This window comes from Parapedobacter deserti (assembly GCF_042646065.1).
Classification (GTDB): Bacteria; Bacteroidota; Bacteroidia; order Sphingobacteriales; family Sphingobacteriaceae; genus Parapedobacter; species Parapedobacter deserti.
This window is the reverse complement of sequence record NZ_JBHRTA010000038.1, coordinates 243229-262298: the sequence shown is the minus strand read 5'-3', so window position 1 is coordinate 262298 and position 19070 is coordinate 243229. Positions and strand designations below refer to the sequence as shown.

Below are 19070 nucleotides of genomic sequence, written 5' to 3'. Positions count from 1 at the left end.
TAATCATTTATCCCTAACTTTGCACTGCTATGGATGTGACAACAAGAAATACGCTGCCAGGCGGCTATTGCAATTCTCTTACAGAATATTCCAGGTGGCAGACCCGCGAAGTGCCCATCGGTAATATACCTATGGGGGGGCAAAATCCCATCCGCATCCAAAGCATGACCACCGTAGACACCATGGATACCCTGGGTTCTGTGGAGCAAACCATACGAATGGCAAATGCAGGATGTGAATATGTACGCATCACGGCGCCCAGTATCAAAGAAGCCCAGAACCTCGCCGAAATCAAAAAGGAATTGCGCAAACGGGGCTATGATGTGCCTTTGGTTGCAGACATCCACTTCACACCCAATGCCGCAGAAGTGGCGGCACGCATCGTTGAAAAAGTTCGTATCAATCCTGGCAACTACGCCGATAAAAAGAAGTTCAACCAACTCACCTATACCGACGCGGAATATCAGGCGGAGCTTGAGCGCATATACGCCAAATTTGCCCCACTGGTAAAAATCTGTAAGGAATACGGTACCGCTATGCGTATCGGGACCAATCACGGCTCTCTTTCAGACCGCATCATGAGCCACTACGGCGATACGCCGGAAGGCATGGTAGAATCGGCCCTGGAGTTTATCCGCATTTGCGAAGACCTCAATTATTACAACCTTGTCATCTCCATGAAATCAAGCAATCCGCAGGTGATGGTGCGTGCATACCGATTGCTGGTTGAAAAGATGGTGGCTGAAGGAATGAATTATCCCTTACACCTTGGTGTAACGGAGGCTGGCGACGGCGAAGACGGGCGCATCAAATCAGCTGTGGGCATTGGTACACTGCTCGAAGACGGGCTGGGTGACACGGTGCGCGTATCGCTTACGGAAGAACCTGAATACGAAGCACCGGTAGCCATCGCTTTAGTCAACCGGTACACCCAACGGCAGCAAGCAAGCCAGCGGAAAACGGCAGCCAGCGGGGCTGCTACTGCAATCGTGCAGCCGGCCATCAGGCCTTACGTCTCTGCCGAAACCAATGCTTTTATCGGTGGAGCACTGGTGCCCCGGATAGTTGTCGATATCTCACATAAAAATCTGAAAGACCCGCTCATTCTTACCGAAGTGGGATATAAATATGACTACCTGCTCGACAAGTACCACATGGGTGAGCAATCGGTAGATTTTGTTTACCTCGCGGATAAACTGCCGTCGTTTTCAATGCCGGGCAACCTTAAACAATTATATAGCTATGGCACTTGGCTAGACATCAAGGATAAAGCTAATATTCACCCCTTATATACATTAGGCGAATTTGTGGAGGCGCGCATAAAGGACGCCAACCTCAATTTTGTGCGGATTGAATATGACGATCTAAATACATCCCTTTTCGAGGCGTTGCCATTGGACAAAACTATTATATTTGTACTGGAGACCGACAAACCACATGGCATGGCCGATCAGCGGATGTTTTTTTCCGCGTTGTCAGAACTGGGCCTGACCAATCCGGTTATCATCCGGCGTCAGTATCCGGCGGAAGCGTTTTCCGGTCCTTTCGGCAATCTGATGGACCCCGAAGAACCGCTGTCGAAGCTTCAGCTGTACGCTGCAACTGATATTGGCGCAATGCTGGTAGATGGCATGGGAAGCGGCATATGGGTCGACTCACCTGCCACCCCTACCGACAAGTTGGTATCTGCATCCTTTGGGATCTTGCAGGCTACCCGTTCGCGCATTTCTAAAACAGAATATATTTCTTGCCCAAGCTGCGGACGTACGCTTTTCGACCTGCAGGAAACCACCCAAGCAATACGGAGCCGCACAAACCATCTCAAAGGGCTTAAAATAGGGATAATGGGCTGTATTGTGAATGGGCCAGGCGAAATGGCCGACGCTGATTATGGCTATGTAGGCGCAGGTCCCGGTAAAATTACGCTCTACCGAGGCAAGGAAATGGTCAAACGCAACGTCAACTCAGCCGACGCTTTAAACGAACTGATCGAAATCATACGCAAAGATGGTCGTTGGATAGAACCCGAATAAAACCGTTCGTTATAATACCGAAATCCGCTTCACCACCGTCTCGGCACCTGCAGAAACCCGGATGAAGTAAAAGCCGTTGGTTAGTTTATTGTTGGTTTCGAAGACATGGCTTTGCGGGCCCGCCTCCAGCTCCTGGTTTAACAAAGTCATCACTTCATTGCCCAAAGCATCCATTACCTTAATGGATACCTGACTTTGCTTGCCAAGCCGGTATGAAAGGCTTATTTGATCTACCACTGGATTTGGAAAAACCTTTACGCTACTCAGCAACTTATCGTTGTCCTGCGGGCTATTACGAAATGGCAAAAAATTCTTGAATGATGAGAGAAATGTACGCTGCCCCCGCCGTTCTGTTGAGGATGCCTGAAGGAGTCCCGTCCGGGTATCGCTGCTTTTTACTACACGGGTACTATCCCCTGCCGCCATAACCGAAGATACCCATGCAGCATCAGCGCTCCCTCCTATCAGCATCATGGCGCTTACTGTAAGTACAACGACGATTTGGTGTAAAAACTTCCTCATATAGTATCCGGTTCAATAATTTCCTTCTTACAAAGGTAGGATAAAGTGCCCAATGCACATGAGCAAATCTACCTTTTTCTGATTTATTTAACAATTTTTAACAGGTTCTGTCGTTAAAAATTTGTCACATATTTGTTGCAATCTGCCGCGCGTCTTTATCTTAGCCTAATTACGCACCCACACCGGAAAAATCGCGCACTGCTGGCTATATCATCGCGCTTGGTTGTTAAGCTTGGAGTGTTTATATCCGTACCCGAAGTAAACCAGCAAGCCAATCGCCAGCCAAACCAGAAAAATAAACCAGTTGCTAGCGCCAAGCTGGGACATCAGGTAAAGATTGATAAGGATTCCCGCCACAGGCAACAAAGAGAACCGATGGATATACCCCATTACGCAAAGCACAAGCCATACCAGCCAGAAGATAATGAGCAGCAGCTTATGTTCAATGATTTCTAGAAAAGACAACTGGCGCCATTCGGCAATAGTATCCTGCCCATAAAAGTAAATGCCAAATACCGCCAGCAGCAGCCCGAGTATAATCAGGTATTTCCCGTTGATGTATGGCACCCTAAACTTGGATTGTTTGGAAATGCCCGCATAATCCATATATAAAACACCGGCACACACCAATATAAAAGCGAAAAACGTACCTACGCTTGTTAAATCCACAAAAAAATCCATTTTAAAGAACAAGGCGGGCACAGCTACCATAACCCCCGCAACAATCGTAGCAAACGATGGGGTTTTATATTTCGGATGTATGGTGGCAAACCGCTTCCATAACAAGCCGTCACGGCTCATAGTCATCCAAATCCGCGGTTGGGCAAGCTGAAAAACAAGCAATGCACTGGTAATGGCCACCACAGAGGTAACCGAGACGATCCCCGCCATGTAATCCATTCCTATATACTGAAATACGTAAGACAAAGGATCCTTTACGTTGAGTTCCGTATAGTTCACCATGCCTGTCAAAACCAACGTAATTAAAATATATAATACCGCACAGATCAAGAGGCATAAAATCATCGCCCTCGGCAAATCCCGTTGCGGGTTTTTACACTCCTCCGCCGTAGTGGATATCGAATCGAAGCCAATAAAAGCGAAGAAAACTGCCGCAACTCCGCTTGCAACACCCTCCATACCGTTGGGCGCAAAAGGTGCCCAGTTTTCCGGCTTTACAAAAAACGCCCCGCCGAAAATCACAAACAGAATCACACCGATCTTAATAACTACCATGACGTTGCTTGCCGTCCGCGATTCCTTAATACCGGTATAAACCAGCCAGGTGACCAAAAATGTAATCAACCCGGCGGGCAGATCGAAGATGATGGGAATATCTCCCACCCTTGGGGCTTGTTGGTAAGCAGCTGCAGCCAGCTGATCGACCCTCGACAGTGATGCCATTCCATGTGCCTGCAGCTCGGCATAAGCCTCAGATGCGTATGCAGGAGCCATGGTAAGCCAGCCGGGCAGACGTATACCAAAGCCTTCAAGCATACTCACAAAATACTGCGACCAAGATATCGCGACAACCATATTGGATACCGCATACTCCAGGATAAGTGCCCAGCCGATAATCCACGCAAACAGTTCGCCGAACGCCACATATGCGTAGGTGTAGGCACTACCCGACACCGGCACCGTGCTGGCAAATTGCGCGTAGGATAATGCAGTAAACACACAGGCGATCGCGACAAAAACAAACAACAGGGAAACCGCAGGGCCGCCGTTGAAACTGGCCAAACCAATGGTGCTGAAAATACCGGCCCCCACGATTGCCGCTATCCCCAGAGACACAAGATCACGGACACCCAATACCTTGGCAAGCCCTCCTTTACCGGTTGACCTCGATGCGTCAATAATTTGTTCTACGGATTTTTTGCGGAAAAGTCTGTTTGCCATATATGCGTAACTGTCAGGTTAGGGTAAGCCATCAACCGGCCAAACATATAAAAAAAAACTAATGAAGCGGATTCCCAACCCGATTTTTTTAGAACTGCCGGGTTGCTTTACGGAAGGTGCAACCGTATGTCGTCAAAAATTACGTGAAAGCTGCCGTCAAGTTTCGCTGCATAATCCCCAATGATCGCCGTTACCCATGCGTTTTGTTCACCACTCAGACGCACGTCCCAAAGCCTGCGGCAAATACTGATCATCGCCTCGGTAATTTGTGCAAATTCCCGGTAGCCACCTACATACCGTGCGCTCATAAAGCGGTCGAAATAGGTGAAAAAGAACTGCGTGTCCTCGACTTCACAGCGTTTCAAAAACCGGTCAACCGTATCCCGGTCGGCCGCCGCAAGGTGCTCGTAAAAATCGAGCTCTTGCACCAATTGGTGGCGCAACAACAAATGATCTAAAAGCAATTCAAGCGCAATGTGTGATAAAAACGAGGGCCGGATGGGTGTCTCCACAACAGCCGGTGCCAGCAACACTTTCAGATCGTGGGTATGATTATAAAAAAAGGGAGCGTTATGAAAATAACGGTCCGTTTCCATATGCCGCATCCAACCATGGTAGATGCTTTGCAGCTTAGGATTAGTTATGAAACGATCTTCATATTTATGGGGCAGCACGTTGATATCTCTATCGGCATTTTTAATGAGGTCGGGTAGAATGCTTCCCAGCACCAGTTCAGGATTGTGGCTATACCGCTCAAAGTAAAAATGTGACAGGAAATTCATGAAACCCACTTTCGGACAGGTGAACACTTATTGTGCCAAGATAGCGAATTGCGCTGACAAATACGGCATATTCTCCTATCTTTGCGGCCGTAATGATTGTGCCATTTTAAAAAGGAATAACAATGAATTTTGTTGAGGAGTTACGGTGGCGCGGCATGCTACACGACATCATGCCCGAGACTGAAGAGCAATTACTTAAAGCGCAAACAATCGGATATATTGGCTTTGATCCCACCGGCGATTCGCTGCATGTGGGTCATCTTACCCAGCTGATGACGCTGATCCATTTTCAGCGTGCCGGCCACAGGCCCGTAGCCTTAGTCGGGGGCGCCACCGGCATGGTAGGCGACCCGTCCGGAAAGTCCGTGGAACGGAACCTGTTGGACGAGGCCACATTAAACCACAACGTATCCTGCTTGAAAGCACAATTGGCTAAATTCCTTGATGTGTCAGACCCTGAGCGCGGCGCTGTGATGGTCAACAACTACGATTGGTTCAAGGATTTCCGCTTCTTGGATTTTATACGCGACGTCGGCAAGCACATCACCGTCAACTATATGATGGCCAAAGACTCCGTCAAAAAACGCCTGGACGGAGAGCACGGTTTATCGTTTACAGAGTTCGCGTACCAATTGATCCAGGGCTACGACTTTTACTACATGTGGAAGCACCATGGTTGTCTGCTGCAAATGGGCGGGTCAGACCAATGGGGAAATATAGTCACCGGCACAGAACTTATTCGCCGCAAAGATGGTGGCACGGCTTATGCACTCACGACACAGCTCATAAAGAAGGCTGACGGCAACAAGTTTGGCAAAACAGAAAGTGGCGCTGTCTGGCTAGACGCGTCCAAAACATCACCATACCGGTACTATCAGTTTTGGCTCAATGCTAGCGACGAGGATGCCAAAAACTGGATAAAAATCTTCACCTTAAAATCCAGGGAAGAAATCGAAGCGATCATTGCCGAACATGATGCCTCCCCGCACCTCCGTGTGGTTCAGAAGGCGCTGGCGAAGGATATCACCATACGCACTCATTCCGAATCGGATTACGAAACAGCGGTAAAAACCTCCGAATTCCTTTTCGGAAATGGACCATTAGAATTCCTTAGCGGTATGCCCCACGCTGCGGTGCTGGATATATTTGACGGCGTGCCTCAATTCCGCATCCCAAAGGATCAATTGGCTGCCGGAATAAATGTGTTGGATTTATTAGCCGTCTCATCATCCGTGTTCGCTTCAAAGGGAGAAGCCCGCAAGATGATCCAAGGAGGCGGAGTGGCCGTAAACCGGTCGAAAATCAGCGACATTGATCAGCAATTCCAGCCTGACCATCTGATCAACGATCGATATTTGATTGTTCAGCGTGGTAAGAAGAACTACTACCTCATTATCGTTGAATAACAGTTCACGCGCATTCGCTTCAATTAAAAAAGCCGCTCCCGGGGAGGGAGCGGCATCCGCCCGCCAAGACTGGCAGACGGACTTCAATCAACCTAAACTTTATGGAGAAACTTTTATAGTCTAATGAACGATTATGTCATGCCCGAAATCCAGTGCAGTATCACCGTCGTGGTCAATTAGTCCTTTCGCCCATATGGTATAAATCATGCCTTTGCTCGGGGCGAACTCAAAGGTATGGATAACATTGCCATTGCGGTGTTCAAGTATATTGAACCTGTATGTCTCTCCCGCATCTATGCTGGAAAAATCTTCGACTCCTTTAAACGCCTTGTTCGATGCAATAAATGCCTCCTCTCCCGCAATTCCAAAATCCAACGCCGGTGCGTCCGGGCTCAAGTGCACAAAACGGATTTTTGCTTTCCCTTCCTCCGGTGCAGACAGATCATCCTCCGTTATCATCACTTCAAGTTCCTCATGCCCGACCACATACAGCGAATAAAACCGGCCCGGCAAGAATTGCACTGTCCCCTGGACCACAGGCTGTGTGCTCGCCCCACTACCCGTTTCAAATACCCGTACCCATCTGTTGCCGGGCCAAGCATTTTTGTAGGGCAACGTATCTCCATATGCAAAATCCTCAGCTTTCATGGCATGCCGATCAAAGTTCAGTTGGTTCTGGTCTAACCCTATGTCAAACTGCCCAGATCCCGGCACCGCATTTAGCGCCCGCACCGCCGAAATTTGATCGACTTCCGCCTCATCTTTAAGGCATGCGCTGAACGTTGCTACACTTAGCACTAGGCCCAGAAACAACCGACCTATTCTCTTGCTTTCGAATCGTCTCATTCCATTCTATCTCTGATTCCCGTGTGAGCTTATACTTCCATCTCCTTTAGCAGCTGCTTTGTGTTAGTAAACGACATTCTCAAACCGATTGCTACATGCCGTGGCTATTTTTGTGAAAACCATCGGGCTATGGCCAGAACCGATTATCTGCAAAAAATCCGTAAGTTTGTCTCAAATAAAAGGGGGCCTTTAAATGTCTGGAAAAGGGAATTCGTTTAAAAAAAATGTACAGCATGAAACCGAAGGCAGGCCGTCGTTGAGAAAAAAAAGCGAGCGGAAATCAAAATTGAATTCGCCATCCGGCAGCGCCTGGAGCAGCAAGCTGGTGAAAATAGCAGGGCTTTTTCTCCTGATACTTTCTGTGTATTTTTTCATTGCCTTCATCTCCTACCTTTTTACGTGGAAGGAAGACCAGAGTTATGTCTCCGCCGCCAACGGCGGGTGGCAGACCTTATTCCGAACCCGTGAAGAACTCTCCCTTGCTGGTATTGATCCACCCGTTGTACAGAACTGGATGGGGAAATTCGGTGCCCTCCTCGCCCACCAGTTTATTTATAAATGGTTTGGCATCGCCTCATTTCTGTTTGTGACGGTATTGTTCGTCATCGGATACCGATTACTGTTTAAGATAAAAATTATTTCTACGTGGAAGGTCCTTGGATACGCCACGTTTGCGTTGGTGCTCATCTCCGTGACGTTGGGCTTTATACACGGTTTTATCAATGACTATCCGCATTTCCTGGAAGGCGAATTCGGATATTGGACAAACCGGTTGCTCGAGGCCCAAATAGGTGTACCGGGCATCGCAGGTCTATTGATTTTCACCATACTCACCATACTGATTGTCGCTTATAATTTAGATTTTAAACTGGGCTCGCGCCAGCACGCCAAGGATCACGGTCCGGCGGTCCCGATCGATGAAGCACCTGCCAATGCCTTCCGTGACGATGAGCGCTACCTGCAAGAATCCGAATACCGGGTCGATCCTGTCGAGTTCAGTCTCAACAAGGTAAAAGAGGCCGAACCGAAAAATGAGGAAAAGCTAACCCAGCATGTAAGCGTATCGAAGCCGCTGCCTGCCGAAGACAAGGAGTCGCCCGCGTTTACCGTCGAGACGATGCGGGAAAAAACCGAAACGAAAAATGAAGTGAAATCCCCTCAGCTCACCGTCGCGCCCATAAAAGATGAGAAGGTCAGCACGGCGGACGAGCTGGTGGAAAAGGTGGGGCAATACGACCCTAAATTAGATCTATCCGGCTATCAGCATCCCACCCTCGATTTGCTCCGCGATTACGGCTCCGGCAAAATCACGGTTAATAACCACGAACTGGAAGCCAATAAAGACAAAATCGTGGAAACCCTGGGCAATTATAACATCGAGATTGCCAAGATCAAAGCTACCATCGGGCCTACGGTTACCCTCTATGAGATCATACCCAAACCCGGTGTGCGTATTTCTAAAATCAAAAACCTGGAAGACGACATCGCGTTAAGTTTGGCTGCCCTCGGCATCCGGATCATTGCCCCGATGCCCGGCAAAGGTACCATCGGTATCGAAGTACCGAACAGCCACCCGGAAATGGTGTCCATGCGGTCCGTGCTGGCAACAGAGAAATTTCAGCATACCGATATGGACCTACCCATTGCGCTGGGAAGAACCATCTCCAACGAAGTGTACATAGCCGACCTCGCCAAAATGCCTCACCTACTGGTTGCCGGTGCCACTGGTCAGGGTAAATCGGTAGGTATCAACGCGATCCTTACGTCGTTGCTTTACAAGAAACATCCCGCCGAGCTCAAATTGGTGTTGGTAGACCCCAAAAAGGTCGAATTGTCTTTATTCAAAAAGATCGAACGGCACTTTCTGGCTAAATTGCCCGGTGAAGAAGATGCCATCATCACCGACACCAAAAAAGTCATCAATACGCTCAACTCGCTATGTATCGAGATGGACGCGCGCTACGACCTACTGAAAAACGCGCAAGTACGTAACTTGAAGGAATACAACGCCAAATTTGTCAACCGTAGGCTCAACCCCGAGGAAGGTCACCGCTACCTGCCATTCATTGTGCTCGTCATCGACGAGTTTGCGGATTTGATGATGACAGCGGGAAAAGAAGTCGAAACACCCATTGCCCGCTTAGCACAATTGGCCCGTGCCGTCGGTATCCACTTGGTCATTGCCACGCAGCGCCCGTCGGTAAACATCATCACCGGTACCATTAAAGCCAACTTCCCTGCCCGATTGGCATTCCGCGTACTGTCCAAAGTAGATTCACGGACGATTCTTGATTCAGGAGGCGCCGACCAGTTGATCGGCCGTGGAGATATGCTCTTAGCTACCGGAAGTGACCTGATCCGAATACAATGTGCTTTCGTAGATACGCCGGAAGTAGAGGACGTATCCGATTTCATTGGCAACCAACGCGGTTATCCGTCGGCAATGCTTCTGCCGGAATATGTAGGCGAGGACGGCGAGGGGGGTGCTGAAGACTTCGATATGCGCGATAGGGATTCCATGTTCGAGGACGCTGCACGCTTAGTAGTGCTCCACCAGCAGGGTTCTACATCTTTGATCCAGCGCAAGCTGAAGCTCGGCTATAACCGCGCTGGGCGTATCATCGACCAGTTGGAAGCTGCCGGAATTGTAGGGCCGTTTGAAGGAAGCAAGGCGCGTGAGGTGCTGTTTCCCGATGAATATTCATTGGAACAGTTTTTGGATGGATTGAAGAAAGATTGACACAAAATGAACAAGTCAGCATATATCAGCTTTGTATTTTTTTCTGCATTGCTCGCGGATGTAACTCAGGCCAGCGCGCAAACAGACGCCGCAGCAAAAGCCCTGCTCAGTAAAGTGAGTAAAACCTATGAAGGGTATAAGACCATCCAAGCAGATTTTACACTTACGGTTAAACAGCCTCAGCAAACGAACAATTATACGGAAACAGGGACCCTTTACATGGACAGGCCGACCGGCAAATACCATATCACAACGGGCAGTCAGGACCTGATCAGCGACGGAAAAACGCAGTGGACGGTGCTCAAAGAGGAAAACGAGGTCCAAGTGACTGAAGCAGACAATTCATCGACAGCCCTTTCCCCGGTCAATATCTTTTCGTTCTATAACACCGGTTACAAATACATATCGGCGCCCGATGAACGTGTGGGCAATCACCAATTGGCCGTAGTGGAACTTTCTCCGGAAGATACGCGTACGTCGTATTTCAAGATCAAATTGCGTATCAACAAGACCACCAACCTGATACACGATGCGACAATCTTTGACAAAGGAGGGGTCCAATATACCTATGCAATCAGAAATACAAAAGGCAATCCGCAAATTCCCGCGGATAAGTTCTCGTTCAAGCAAAGCAATTATCCGGGGATGGAAATCGTTGACCTGAGGTAGTAACGCTTCGTGCCCTGGGCCCCTAAAAATGTTGCCCTTCAGGAGAGGATGTCTCTGTACGTGTTTCTGCTATCAGCGCACCGGGTTTCCTATAGCCATGCTGCGTCGGATTTTCGATAATTTCCTTGACGGAAATGAGCTTGTATACGTAACTGCCCGTTTCTTTGTTGAGCTTAAGTCTGAAATAATTATCTTCACGCTGCCTGTTGATTGCACGCTGAAGGTTTCCTTCACCTATATTGAACGCTGCAGCGACCAACGTCCAGCTATTGAACTCGCGGTACAACGCCTTTAAGTATTTGGCAGCAGCCACGGTAGATTTTTCAATATCCTGCCGTTCATCCACTTCAAGATCGACACGCAGCCCGAACGCTCTCGCTGTGCTCGGCATGAACTGCCAATAACCGGAAGCCCCGCGGTGCGACGTGGTGCCGCTGGTAAATCCGCTCTCCACCAATGGTATGTATTTAAAATCCTCAGGAACCCCGTGCTGCCGCAAAATCGCAGCAACCCTAGGTAAAGCCCTCACCGCTTTATGATGCAGCAGGTGTGAGCGCCGCTTGGCATACGAATATTCTTGAAGATGGCGCATCATTTTGCGTTCGATCTGCCTATCGCCCAACGGCAGGTTCTCATCCGCAAAATTCAATGATGCAAAGTATGGAGTGTTGCGGATACCGGTGATATCTTCTTGCAACGATGCCCCCTGGGATAGGGAGTCCTGAGGTAGTGGGTGCTTTGATTCTACGCGGGCTGCTACCTGATATGAATACAGTTTCGAAAGCAACACTAAGACTAAAACCGCACTACAACAGAGCAGTTGTTTTTTTATCATTCATTACCTTTTCTGTAGCCCACGGATGCAATATTCTTTACCATGCACTACTTGATCCAAAAAGTCGACGACAAAAGTAAACATTATAAGGTTAATATACAAACAGTTATATAAATACCTATTGACTTTTAACATAATTTAACCTAACTTGTCGGGTTATTTTTGTGTAAAAAACGACGCCTGCCGACTCGTTAAGCCATATTTTTGGCTACCTTTGCAGTTCACATATTTTACGGTAAAAATCATGCCATTTAGTAACAAACGGAACAGTCGTGACGACAAATCCAAGCGCTTCAGCAAACCCACCACCGACCATTCTCCCTCCCGCAGCCATAAGTCAGGCAACCGCAATAAACCCGACGAACGAAGACCGGCTGATCAGCGCTCAGGGGATGATCGGGAACGGAAATATGGGTCGGGAACAAAACCAACATATGGTTCTGCAAAAAGACGCAATGTTGAGGGAAGCGGCCAGGCTGACGACAATAGACGACGCACCGATAGTCAATCAGGCGATAATCGGGAAAGGAAATATGGAGCCGGAAAAAGAGCTCATTTCGGCACCGATAAACGGCCTTTCGACAACAAAAGATCAGACCGCCCTTCGTCATGGAAACCACGTGACCGGAGAGCGGATGCACCCAAGCCATCCACTCGGATGCCCGAAGAAGATGGATTAATACGCCTCAACCGATATATCGCTAATTCGGGAATTTGTTCACGCCGCAAGGCCGATGAACTGATACAAGCCGGCGTAGTCACCGTAAATGGAAACGTCGTCAATGAGCTGGGCGTTAAAGTGGATCCTTCCAAAGACGAGATACGGTACAATGGGGAACGGCTCAAACGGGAAAAAATGGTTTACGTCTTACTGAACAAACCAAAAGACTATATCACCACCACAGACGACCCCCAGGAAAGGCGGACGGTGATGCAGCTCGTAGCTAAAGCCACCAAAGAGCGGATATACCCCGTGGGTAGGCTCGACCGGAACACCACCGGGCTGCTGTTGTTGACAAATGATGGCAATCTGGCCGAAAAGCTTTCTCACCCACGTAACAACGTGGTCAAGCTTTATAATGTAGAATTGGATAAAAACCTGAATCAGGGCGACTTCAACAAAATTGCTTTCGGCTTAGAGCTCGAAGACGGGTTTGTAAAACCAGATGCGATAAGTTATGTGCAGGGAGGAAGCAAACGCGAAATAGGCGTCCAGATCCACAGTGGAAAAAACCGTATTGTAAGACGTATTTTCGAGCATCTGGGCTATAATGTGGTAAAATTGGACCGGGTGGTCTACGCCAACCTGACCAAAAAGGATCTAACCCGCGGACGGTGGCGCTACCTCGAAGAAAAAGAAATCATCCAACTTAAGCATTTCATCAAATAAGTAAGGCCATCTTCACTTAGCCAGGAATCACCCACGATAAAACAACGACTAAGGTAAAATATGACAGACCCGAACACACTTACATCCGTTGCTGAGTTTCATAAGACATTCAAGCACCCCATATTGGACAATCCGGCCATCCCCGATGAGAAGCGGTGCCGTCTGCGGGTAGCGCTTCTTGCCGAAGAACTTAAAGAGCTTGAAGAGGCCATAGCCGGTAAGGATATCACCGAAGTGGCTGACGCGCTATGTGACCTGCAATATGTTTTGTCCGGAGCAGTGCTGGAATTCGGGCTGGCTAATAAGTTTGCACAGCTGTTTGATGAAGTGCAACGTTCTAACATGAGCAAAGCTTGTAAAACCCGGCAGGAAGCAGAAGACACCGTAGCCCACTACCAGCAAAAAGGTGTTGAGTGCTTCTATGAAGAAGCCGATGGGCATTTCTTAGTTTATCGCAAGGAAGACCACAAGACACTTAAGTCCATTTATTATTCACCTGCCGACCTGGAACGGATCCTCTCGGACTAACTGTGCGGCCAAGGCTGGAATTTGCTGCCCTGAAACGCTCCCCTGCGTTCCAGTTCCTTATCAATGTACGTCTGGATAGCTGATTTCCCCAAACCCCAATTCGGAGCAATCAGCAGTTCCTGATCGGCAAGCCCAAATAGCCGCTGGATAACGATGTCCTGTCGAAGCAATGGAATAAATTCGCACAGGAAATCGGTATACTCTTCTAAAGTAAAAACGTGGAAAGGATTCCGCTTGTATTGCACTCCCATAATGGATCCCTCTACCATATGTAGGTGGTGCAGTTTCACAAACTTAATCTGGGGAAACCGGTTGATTTCATCGGCATAACGCAGCATCATGTCGCGGGTCTCCCAGGGAAATCCGAATATGGTATGGACGCAGATATCCAACGGGCTGTTTTGAACCAACCCGAGCGCTGTCGCTAATTCCTCATGCGAACATCCCCGGTTGATTTTGTCGAGCGTATCGTTGTAAATAGACTCCATGCCCATCTCCAGATCCACGTCATACCGATCGGCATAACTTTCCAATAACGCTACCTTTTCAAAGTCAATGCAATCTGGCCGTGTCCCTACCGAAAGGCCCACCACATGTTCGGGGGCTACACTCAATGCCTCGTCATACAAAGCTTTCAAATAATGAGTGGGTGCATATGTATTGGTATTTGGCTGGAAATAGATGATGAATTTCTCTGCTCCATAACCGTTTATCGCCCGCTGTATACCCTCTTCTACCTGTTCACGGATGGTAGGCAGCTTACGGGCTGAATCTGGCGTAAATGAGTCTACATTGCAATAGGAACACCCCCCATAGCCTTTACTTCCATCACGATTAGGGCAAGTGAAGTTGCCATCCACAATGATTTTGAAAACACGCTTTCCGTCATACTTGGCGCGCAGGTATGCACCGTAATGATTGTAAGGCTTTTGCCCGATGTCCAACAAGGTACCCATACTGCAAAGATACAAGATAGATTTCAGATATCGGCTCCGGTTCGCACTGTACAGCGGATGCGGGAAACAAAAAAACCTACCAGCGTTATACTGGTAGGTTATGAATAAAACTGTATCGGCATAGCCGGCGGCTGACTGCTGATACCTGGAAGCTGATGGCTGCTTAGTCTTCCTCCTTGGAAGCTAATAGCTGATCATATTCTTCCTGGGAGCCAACGATGATTCGTTCGTAGTCGCGCAGACCGGTTCCAGAAGGAATCAAATGACCTACGATTACGTTCTCTTTCAAGCCCAGCAGGTTGTCGCGCTTGCCAGCAATGGCAGCCTCATTCAACACCTTGGTCGTTTCCTGGAAGGAAGCCGCAGAGATGAACGATTTGGTTCCCAATGATGCCCGGGTGATCCCCTGCAGCAATGGACTGGAAGTAGCCGGAATGGCGTCACGCACTTCCACCAATTTCAGATCACGACGCTTCAGGCTCGAATTGACATCACGCAGTTTACGTAAAGAAACAATCTGACCGGGTTTGAGCTCGTTGGAATCTCCGGCATCTACCACCACTTTCTTGTCGTAGATTGCGTCGTTTTCTTCCACGAAATCCCACCGATTCACAGCTTCGCGTTCCAGGAACCGGGTATCACCCGGATCTTCGATTTCGACCTTCTGCATCATCTGGTGCACGATTGTCTCAAAGTGCTTATCATTAATTTTTACCCCCTGCAGACGGTAAACCTCTTGGATACCGTTTACAAGGTATTCCTGAACTGCCGACGGGCCTTTGATATTCAGGATATCGGCAGGAGAAATGGACCCATCAGATAGTGGCATACCAGCTTTCACAAAGTCGTTGTCCTGTACCAGGATATGCTTAGACAGGGGAACCAGGTATTTCTTGATTTGCCCATCGCGCGACTCGATTGAGATTTCACGGTTACCACGTTTCACGCCGCCCAAGGTTACCACACCGTCGATTTCTGTCACCACAGCGGGGTTTGAAGGGTTACGGGCCTCGAACAGCTCCGTAACACGCGGCAGACCACCCGTGATGTCCCGGGTTTTACCGGTAGAACGCGGTATCTTGGCAATAATCACACCCTCTTTCACCGTAGCGCCATCATTCACCGCCACGTGCGCCCCGACAGGAATGTTGTATGTACGGATAATCGCTCCCTTGCTGTCCAATATTTTGATGGCCGGGTTCTTCGTCTTATCCCTCGTATCAATAATCACTTTTTCGCGGTGTCCGGTTTGCTCGTCCGATTCCTCACGGAATGTCACTCCCTCGATGATCGCCTCAAATTCAACCTTACCGCCAAACTCGGAGATGATCACCGCATTATAGGGGTCCCAAGAACAAATACGATCACCTTTGGTCACTTTATCACCTGCATTGACATACAGGTAAGAGCCATAAGGAATATTATTGGTCATCAATACCTTCTTAGACTCGGCATCGATGATACGAACCTCGCCTGAACGGCCGATCACTACCTGGTCAGGCCCTGTTTCTCCTTCATGCGGCACCGAGCGGATGTTCTCCAATTCGATAATACCATCAAACTTAGCCACAATCTGGGATTCAGCAGCAATGTTTGATGCTGTACCGCCCACGTGGAAGGTACGGAGCGTAAGCTGTGTACCGGGCTCACCGATCGATTGCGCAGCAATTACACCGACAGCCTCCCCTTTTTGCACCCGCTTGCCTGTCGCCAGGTTACGGCCGTAGCAAAGGGCACATACCCCCCGCCTGCTCTCACACGTGAGCACAGACCGAATTTCAAGCCCTTCAACCGTTGAGTTCTCGATTTTCCTCGCGATTTCCTCGTCGATATCCTGATCAGCAGCGACCAGCAGCTCCCCGGTGACGGGGTCATACACGTCATGCAAAGAAACACGCCCAAGGATACGGTCATACAGCGGCTCGATGATATCTTCATTATCCTTCAGCGCCGTGGTAAACACTCCCCTCAAGCCGCCACAGTCTGCATCCACTACGATCATATCCTGAGCGACGTCATGCAGACGGCGGGTCAGATAGCCCGCATCCGCCGTCTTCAACGCCGTATCCGCAAGTCCCTTACGCGCACCGTGCGTAGAGATGAAGTACTCCAGTACCGACAGCCCTTCTTTAAAGTTAGAAAGGATGGGATTCTCGATGATTTCACCTCCTGAAGAGCCCGATTTCTGCGGCTTAGCCATCAAGCCCCGCATGCCGCAAAGCTGACGGATTTGCTCCTTGGAACCACGCGCACCGGAATCGAGCATCATGAATACGGAATTGAAACCTTGGTTGTCCGATGAAAGGATCTCCATCACATTTGCCGTCAACCGGTTGTTGATCCGTGTCCAGATGTCGATGATCTGATTGTAACGTTCGTTGTTGGTGATGAAACCCATGTTGTAGTTATTCATCACCTCTTCTACTTCCCTCGTTGCCTGCTGGATCAGGTCGGCCTTTGCATCAGGAATATTCAAATCCTGCAGGTTGAACGACAAGCCACCTTTGAATGCCATCTGGAATCCAAGCTCCTTAATATCATCAAGGAATTTCGCAGCACGTGCCATACCGGTGGTTTTTACCACTTCTCCGATAATGTCACGCAACGACTTCTTGGTCAATAGCTCGTTCACATATCCGATTTCTTCAGGCACAACTTGATTGAACAGTACCCGTCCTACCGAGGTTTCGATGAGACGTTCTTCGATATTGCCGTCCTTGCCCTTCACTTTCGTCTTTACCTTAATGAAGGCGTGCAGGTCGATTCGCTTTTCATTGAGCGCGATAATCACCTCCTCTGGGGAGTAGAATACCATGCCTTCACCTTTCATCACACGCGTCTCATCGGTCATCCGACCTTTCGTCATGTAATACAGCCCCAATACCATGTCCTGTGACGGTACGGTGATGGGCGTCCCGTTAGCTGGGTTGAGAATATTGTGCGAAGCCAGCATCAGTATCTGAGCTTCCAATATAGCCGCGTTGCCCAGCGGCAGATGCACAGCCATCTGGTCACCGTCAAAGTCAGCGTTGAATGCCGTACACACCAATGGGTGCAGTTGGATCGCTTTCCCCTCTACCAACGTAGGTTGGAAAGCCTGAATCCCCAGCCGGTGCAGTGTGGGTGCCCGGTTGAGCAGTACAGGGTGCCCTTTCAACACATTTTCGAGAATATCCCATACCACCGGATCCTTACGATCTACGATTTTCTTCGCGGACTTCACTGTCTTCACAATGCCCCGTTCAATCATCTTGCGGATAATGAACGGCTTATACAATTCAGCCGCCATGTCTTTCGGCAGGCCGCATTCATGCAATTTCAGGTTCGGACCAACCACAATAACCGAACGGGCAGAGTAGTCTACCCGCTTACCCAACAGGTTCTGGCGGAAACGACCCTGCTTACCCTTCAGGATGTCAGACAACGATTTCAGCGCGCGGTTTCCTTCCGTCTTCACGGCATTCACCTTACGTGAATTGTCAAACAGCGAATCTACAGCCTCCTGCAACATCCGCTTCTCGTTGCGCAGGATTACTTCCGGCGCTTTGATTTCCATCAGTCGCTTCAGCCGGTTGTTGCGGATGATTACTCGGCGATACAGGTCATTCAGGTCGGACGTAGCAAAACGGCCGCCTTCCAATGGCACCAATGGCCGCAACTCTGGCGGTATAATCGGCACAATTTTTACGATCATCCATTCCGGTCTATTTTCAATTCGATCTCTCGAACCCCGGAATGCCTCAACAACCTGCAAGCGTTTCAACGCCTCATTTTTCCGCTGCTGGGACGTTTCGTTGGCCGCCTGATGACGCAGGTCATACGAAAGCTGATCCAGATCGAGGCGCTTCAACAACTCTTCCAGCGCTTCCGCCCCCATCTTTGCTATGAATTTTTGCGGATCGGTATCGTCGAGAAATTGGTTTTCCTTCGGGAGGGTATCCAGAATATCAAGGTATTCTTCCTCGGTCAGGAAGTCCATGTAATGGATACCATCGTCTTCCTTCACGCCAGCCTGGATAACCACATAGCGCTCGTAATAGATGATCATATCCAACTTCTTGGTTGGCAATCCCAACAGGTAGCCGATTTTATTCGGCAACGAGCGGAAATACCAGATATGCGCCACGGGAACCACTAAGCTGATATGCCCCATGCGCTCACGGCGCACCTTCTTTTCCGTCACTTCCACCCCGCAGCGATCGCACACAATGCCTTTATAGCGGATGCGCTTGTACTTACCGCAGTGGCATTCGTAATCCTTCACCGGGCCGAAAATACGTTCGCAAAACAAACCATCGCGCTCGGGTTTATAGGTCCGGTAATTGATGGTTTCCGGTTTGACCACCTCACCGCTTGAGCGCTCCAGAATCGTCTCGGGCGAAGACAAGCTGATGGTTATTGAGGTGAAGTTGCTTTTTATTTTATTATCCTTTTTGTAAGACATACTTTCGTTTCTAAAAG

The 19070-nt window shown here is 49.0% G+C and carries 13 protein-coding genes; 6 read left to right on the top strand and 7 right to left on the bottom strand.

Translation table 11 applies throughout. The features are described from left to right. Positions 1-29 precede the first annotated feature (29 nt). Positions 30-2033 carry a (E)-4-hydroxy-3-methylbut-2-enyl-diphosphate synthase gene (gene ispG, locus ACFOET_RS13800; RefSeq protein ID WP_379023618.1) on the top strand — a complete coding sequence of 668 codons (2004 nt, stop codon included), beginning with the start codon at positions 30-32 and terminating at the stop codon, positions 2031-2033. 9 nt (positions 2034-2042) lie between these two features. Here ispG and ACFOET_RS13795 read toward each other — a convergent pair whose 3' ends face one another. The 3 genes from ACFOET_RS13795 to ACFOET_RS13785 form a co-directional block, all read right to left on the bottom strand. Further along, positions 2043-2555 carry a T9SS type A sorting domain-containing protein gene (locus tag ACFOET_RS13795; protein WP_379023616.1) on the bottom strand — a complete coding sequence of 171 codons (513 nt, stop codon included), beginning with the start codon at positions 2553-2555 and terminating at the stop codon, positions 2043-2045. A gap of 210 nt (positions 2556-2765) precedes the next feature. Beyond that, the gene (locus tag ACFOET_RS13790) at positions 2766-4457 is read right to left on the bottom strand and encodes an amino acid permease (RefSeq protein ID WP_379023614.1); all 1692 of its coding nucleotides are present in this window, start codon (positions 4455-4457) and stop codon (positions 2766-2768) included. Positions 4458-4564: 107 nt separating this feature from the next. Then, complete coding sequence (locus tag ACFOET_RS13785) at positions 4565-5239, bottom strand: hypothetical protein (protein ID WP_379023612.1); 675 nt, start codon at positions 5237-5239, stop codon at positions 4565-4567. Between the two features lie 122 nt (positions 5240-5361). Here ACFOET_RS13785 and tyrS point away from each other — a divergent pair, with 122 nt between their 5' ends. Next, positions 5362-6645, top strand: coding sequence for a tyrosine--tRNA ligase (gene tyrS, locus ACFOET_RS13780; RefSeq protein ID WP_379023610.1), 1284 nt, complete (start codon positions 5362-5364; stop codon positions 6643-6645). A gap of 120 nt (positions 6646-6765) precedes the next feature. On the opposite strand, the gene ACFOET_RS13775 is transcribed toward tyrS, so the two are convergent. Then, positions 6766-7491, bottom strand: coding sequence for a DUF4397 domain-containing protein (locus ACFOET_RS13775; protein ID WP_379023608.1), 726 nt, complete (start codon positions 7489-7491; stop codon positions 6766-6768). Between the two features lie 193 nt (positions 7492-7684). Between ACFOET_RS13775 and ACFOET_RS13770 the strand changes: the two genes are divergently transcribed. Both ACFOET_RS13770 and ACFOET_RS13765 read left to right on the top strand, forming a co-directional pair. Next, positions 7685-10231 (top strand): FtsK/SpoIIIE family DNA translocase, encoded by a 2547-nt coding sequence (locus ACFOET_RS13770; RefSeq protein WP_379023606.1) that lies wholly within the window; start codon positions 7685-7687, stop codon positions 10229-10231. Positions 10232-10237: 6 nt separating this feature from the next. Next, positions 10238-10900: a LolA family protein gene (locus ACFOET_RS13765; RefSeq protein WP_379023604.1), complete on the top strand. Its 663-nt coding sequence runs from the start codon at positions 10238-10240 to the stop codon at positions 10898-10900. 22 nt (positions 10901-10922) lie between these two features. On the opposite strand, the gene ACFOET_RS13760 is transcribed toward ACFOET_RS13765, so the two are convergent. Next, on the bottom strand, positions 10923-11735 hold the full coding sequence (locus tag ACFOET_RS13760; RefSeq protein ID WP_379023602.1) for a lytic transglycosylase domain-containing protein: 813 nt from the start codon (positions 11733-11735) through the stop codon (positions 10923-10925). Positions 11736-11979: 244 nt separating this feature from the next. Between ACFOET_RS13760 and ACFOET_RS13755 the strand changes: the two genes are divergently transcribed. Both ACFOET_RS13755 and ACFOET_RS13750 read left to right on the top strand, forming a co-directional pair. Then, a complete protein-coding gene (locus tag ACFOET_RS13755) occupies positions 11980-13125 on the top strand; it encodes a pseudouridine synthase (protein WP_379023600.1) in 1146 nt (381 codons plus the stop codon). 60 nt (positions 13126-13185) lie between these two features. After that, positions 13186-13653, top strand: a complete 468-nt coding sequence (locus ACFOET_RS13750) for a pyrophosphohydrolase domain-containing protein (protein WP_379023598.1) — start codon at positions 13186-13188, stop codon at positions 13651-13653. On the opposite strand, the gene ACFOET_RS13745 is transcribed toward ACFOET_RS13750, so the two are convergent. Together ACFOET_RS13745 and rpoC are read right to left on the bottom strand one after the other, a co-directional pair. Next, positions 13650-14609: a TIGR01212 family radical SAM protein gene (locus tag ACFOET_RS13745; RefSeq protein ID WP_379023596.1), complete on the bottom strand. Its 960-nt coding sequence runs from the start codon at positions 14607-14609 to the stop codon at positions 13650-13652. The two genes, ACFOET_RS13750 and ACFOET_RS13745, sit on opposite strands and share 4 nt — an antisense overlap. A 163-nt stretch (positions 14610-14772) precedes the next feature. Further along, positions 14773-19053 carry a DNA-directed RNA polymerase subunit beta' gene (rpoC, locus tag ACFOET_RS13740; RefSeq protein ID WP_379023594.1) on the bottom strand — a complete coding sequence of 1427 codons (4281 nt, stop codon included), beginning with the start codon at positions 19051-19053 and terminating at the stop codon, positions 14773-14775. Between the last annotated feature and the right edge of the window lie 17 nt (positions 19054-19070).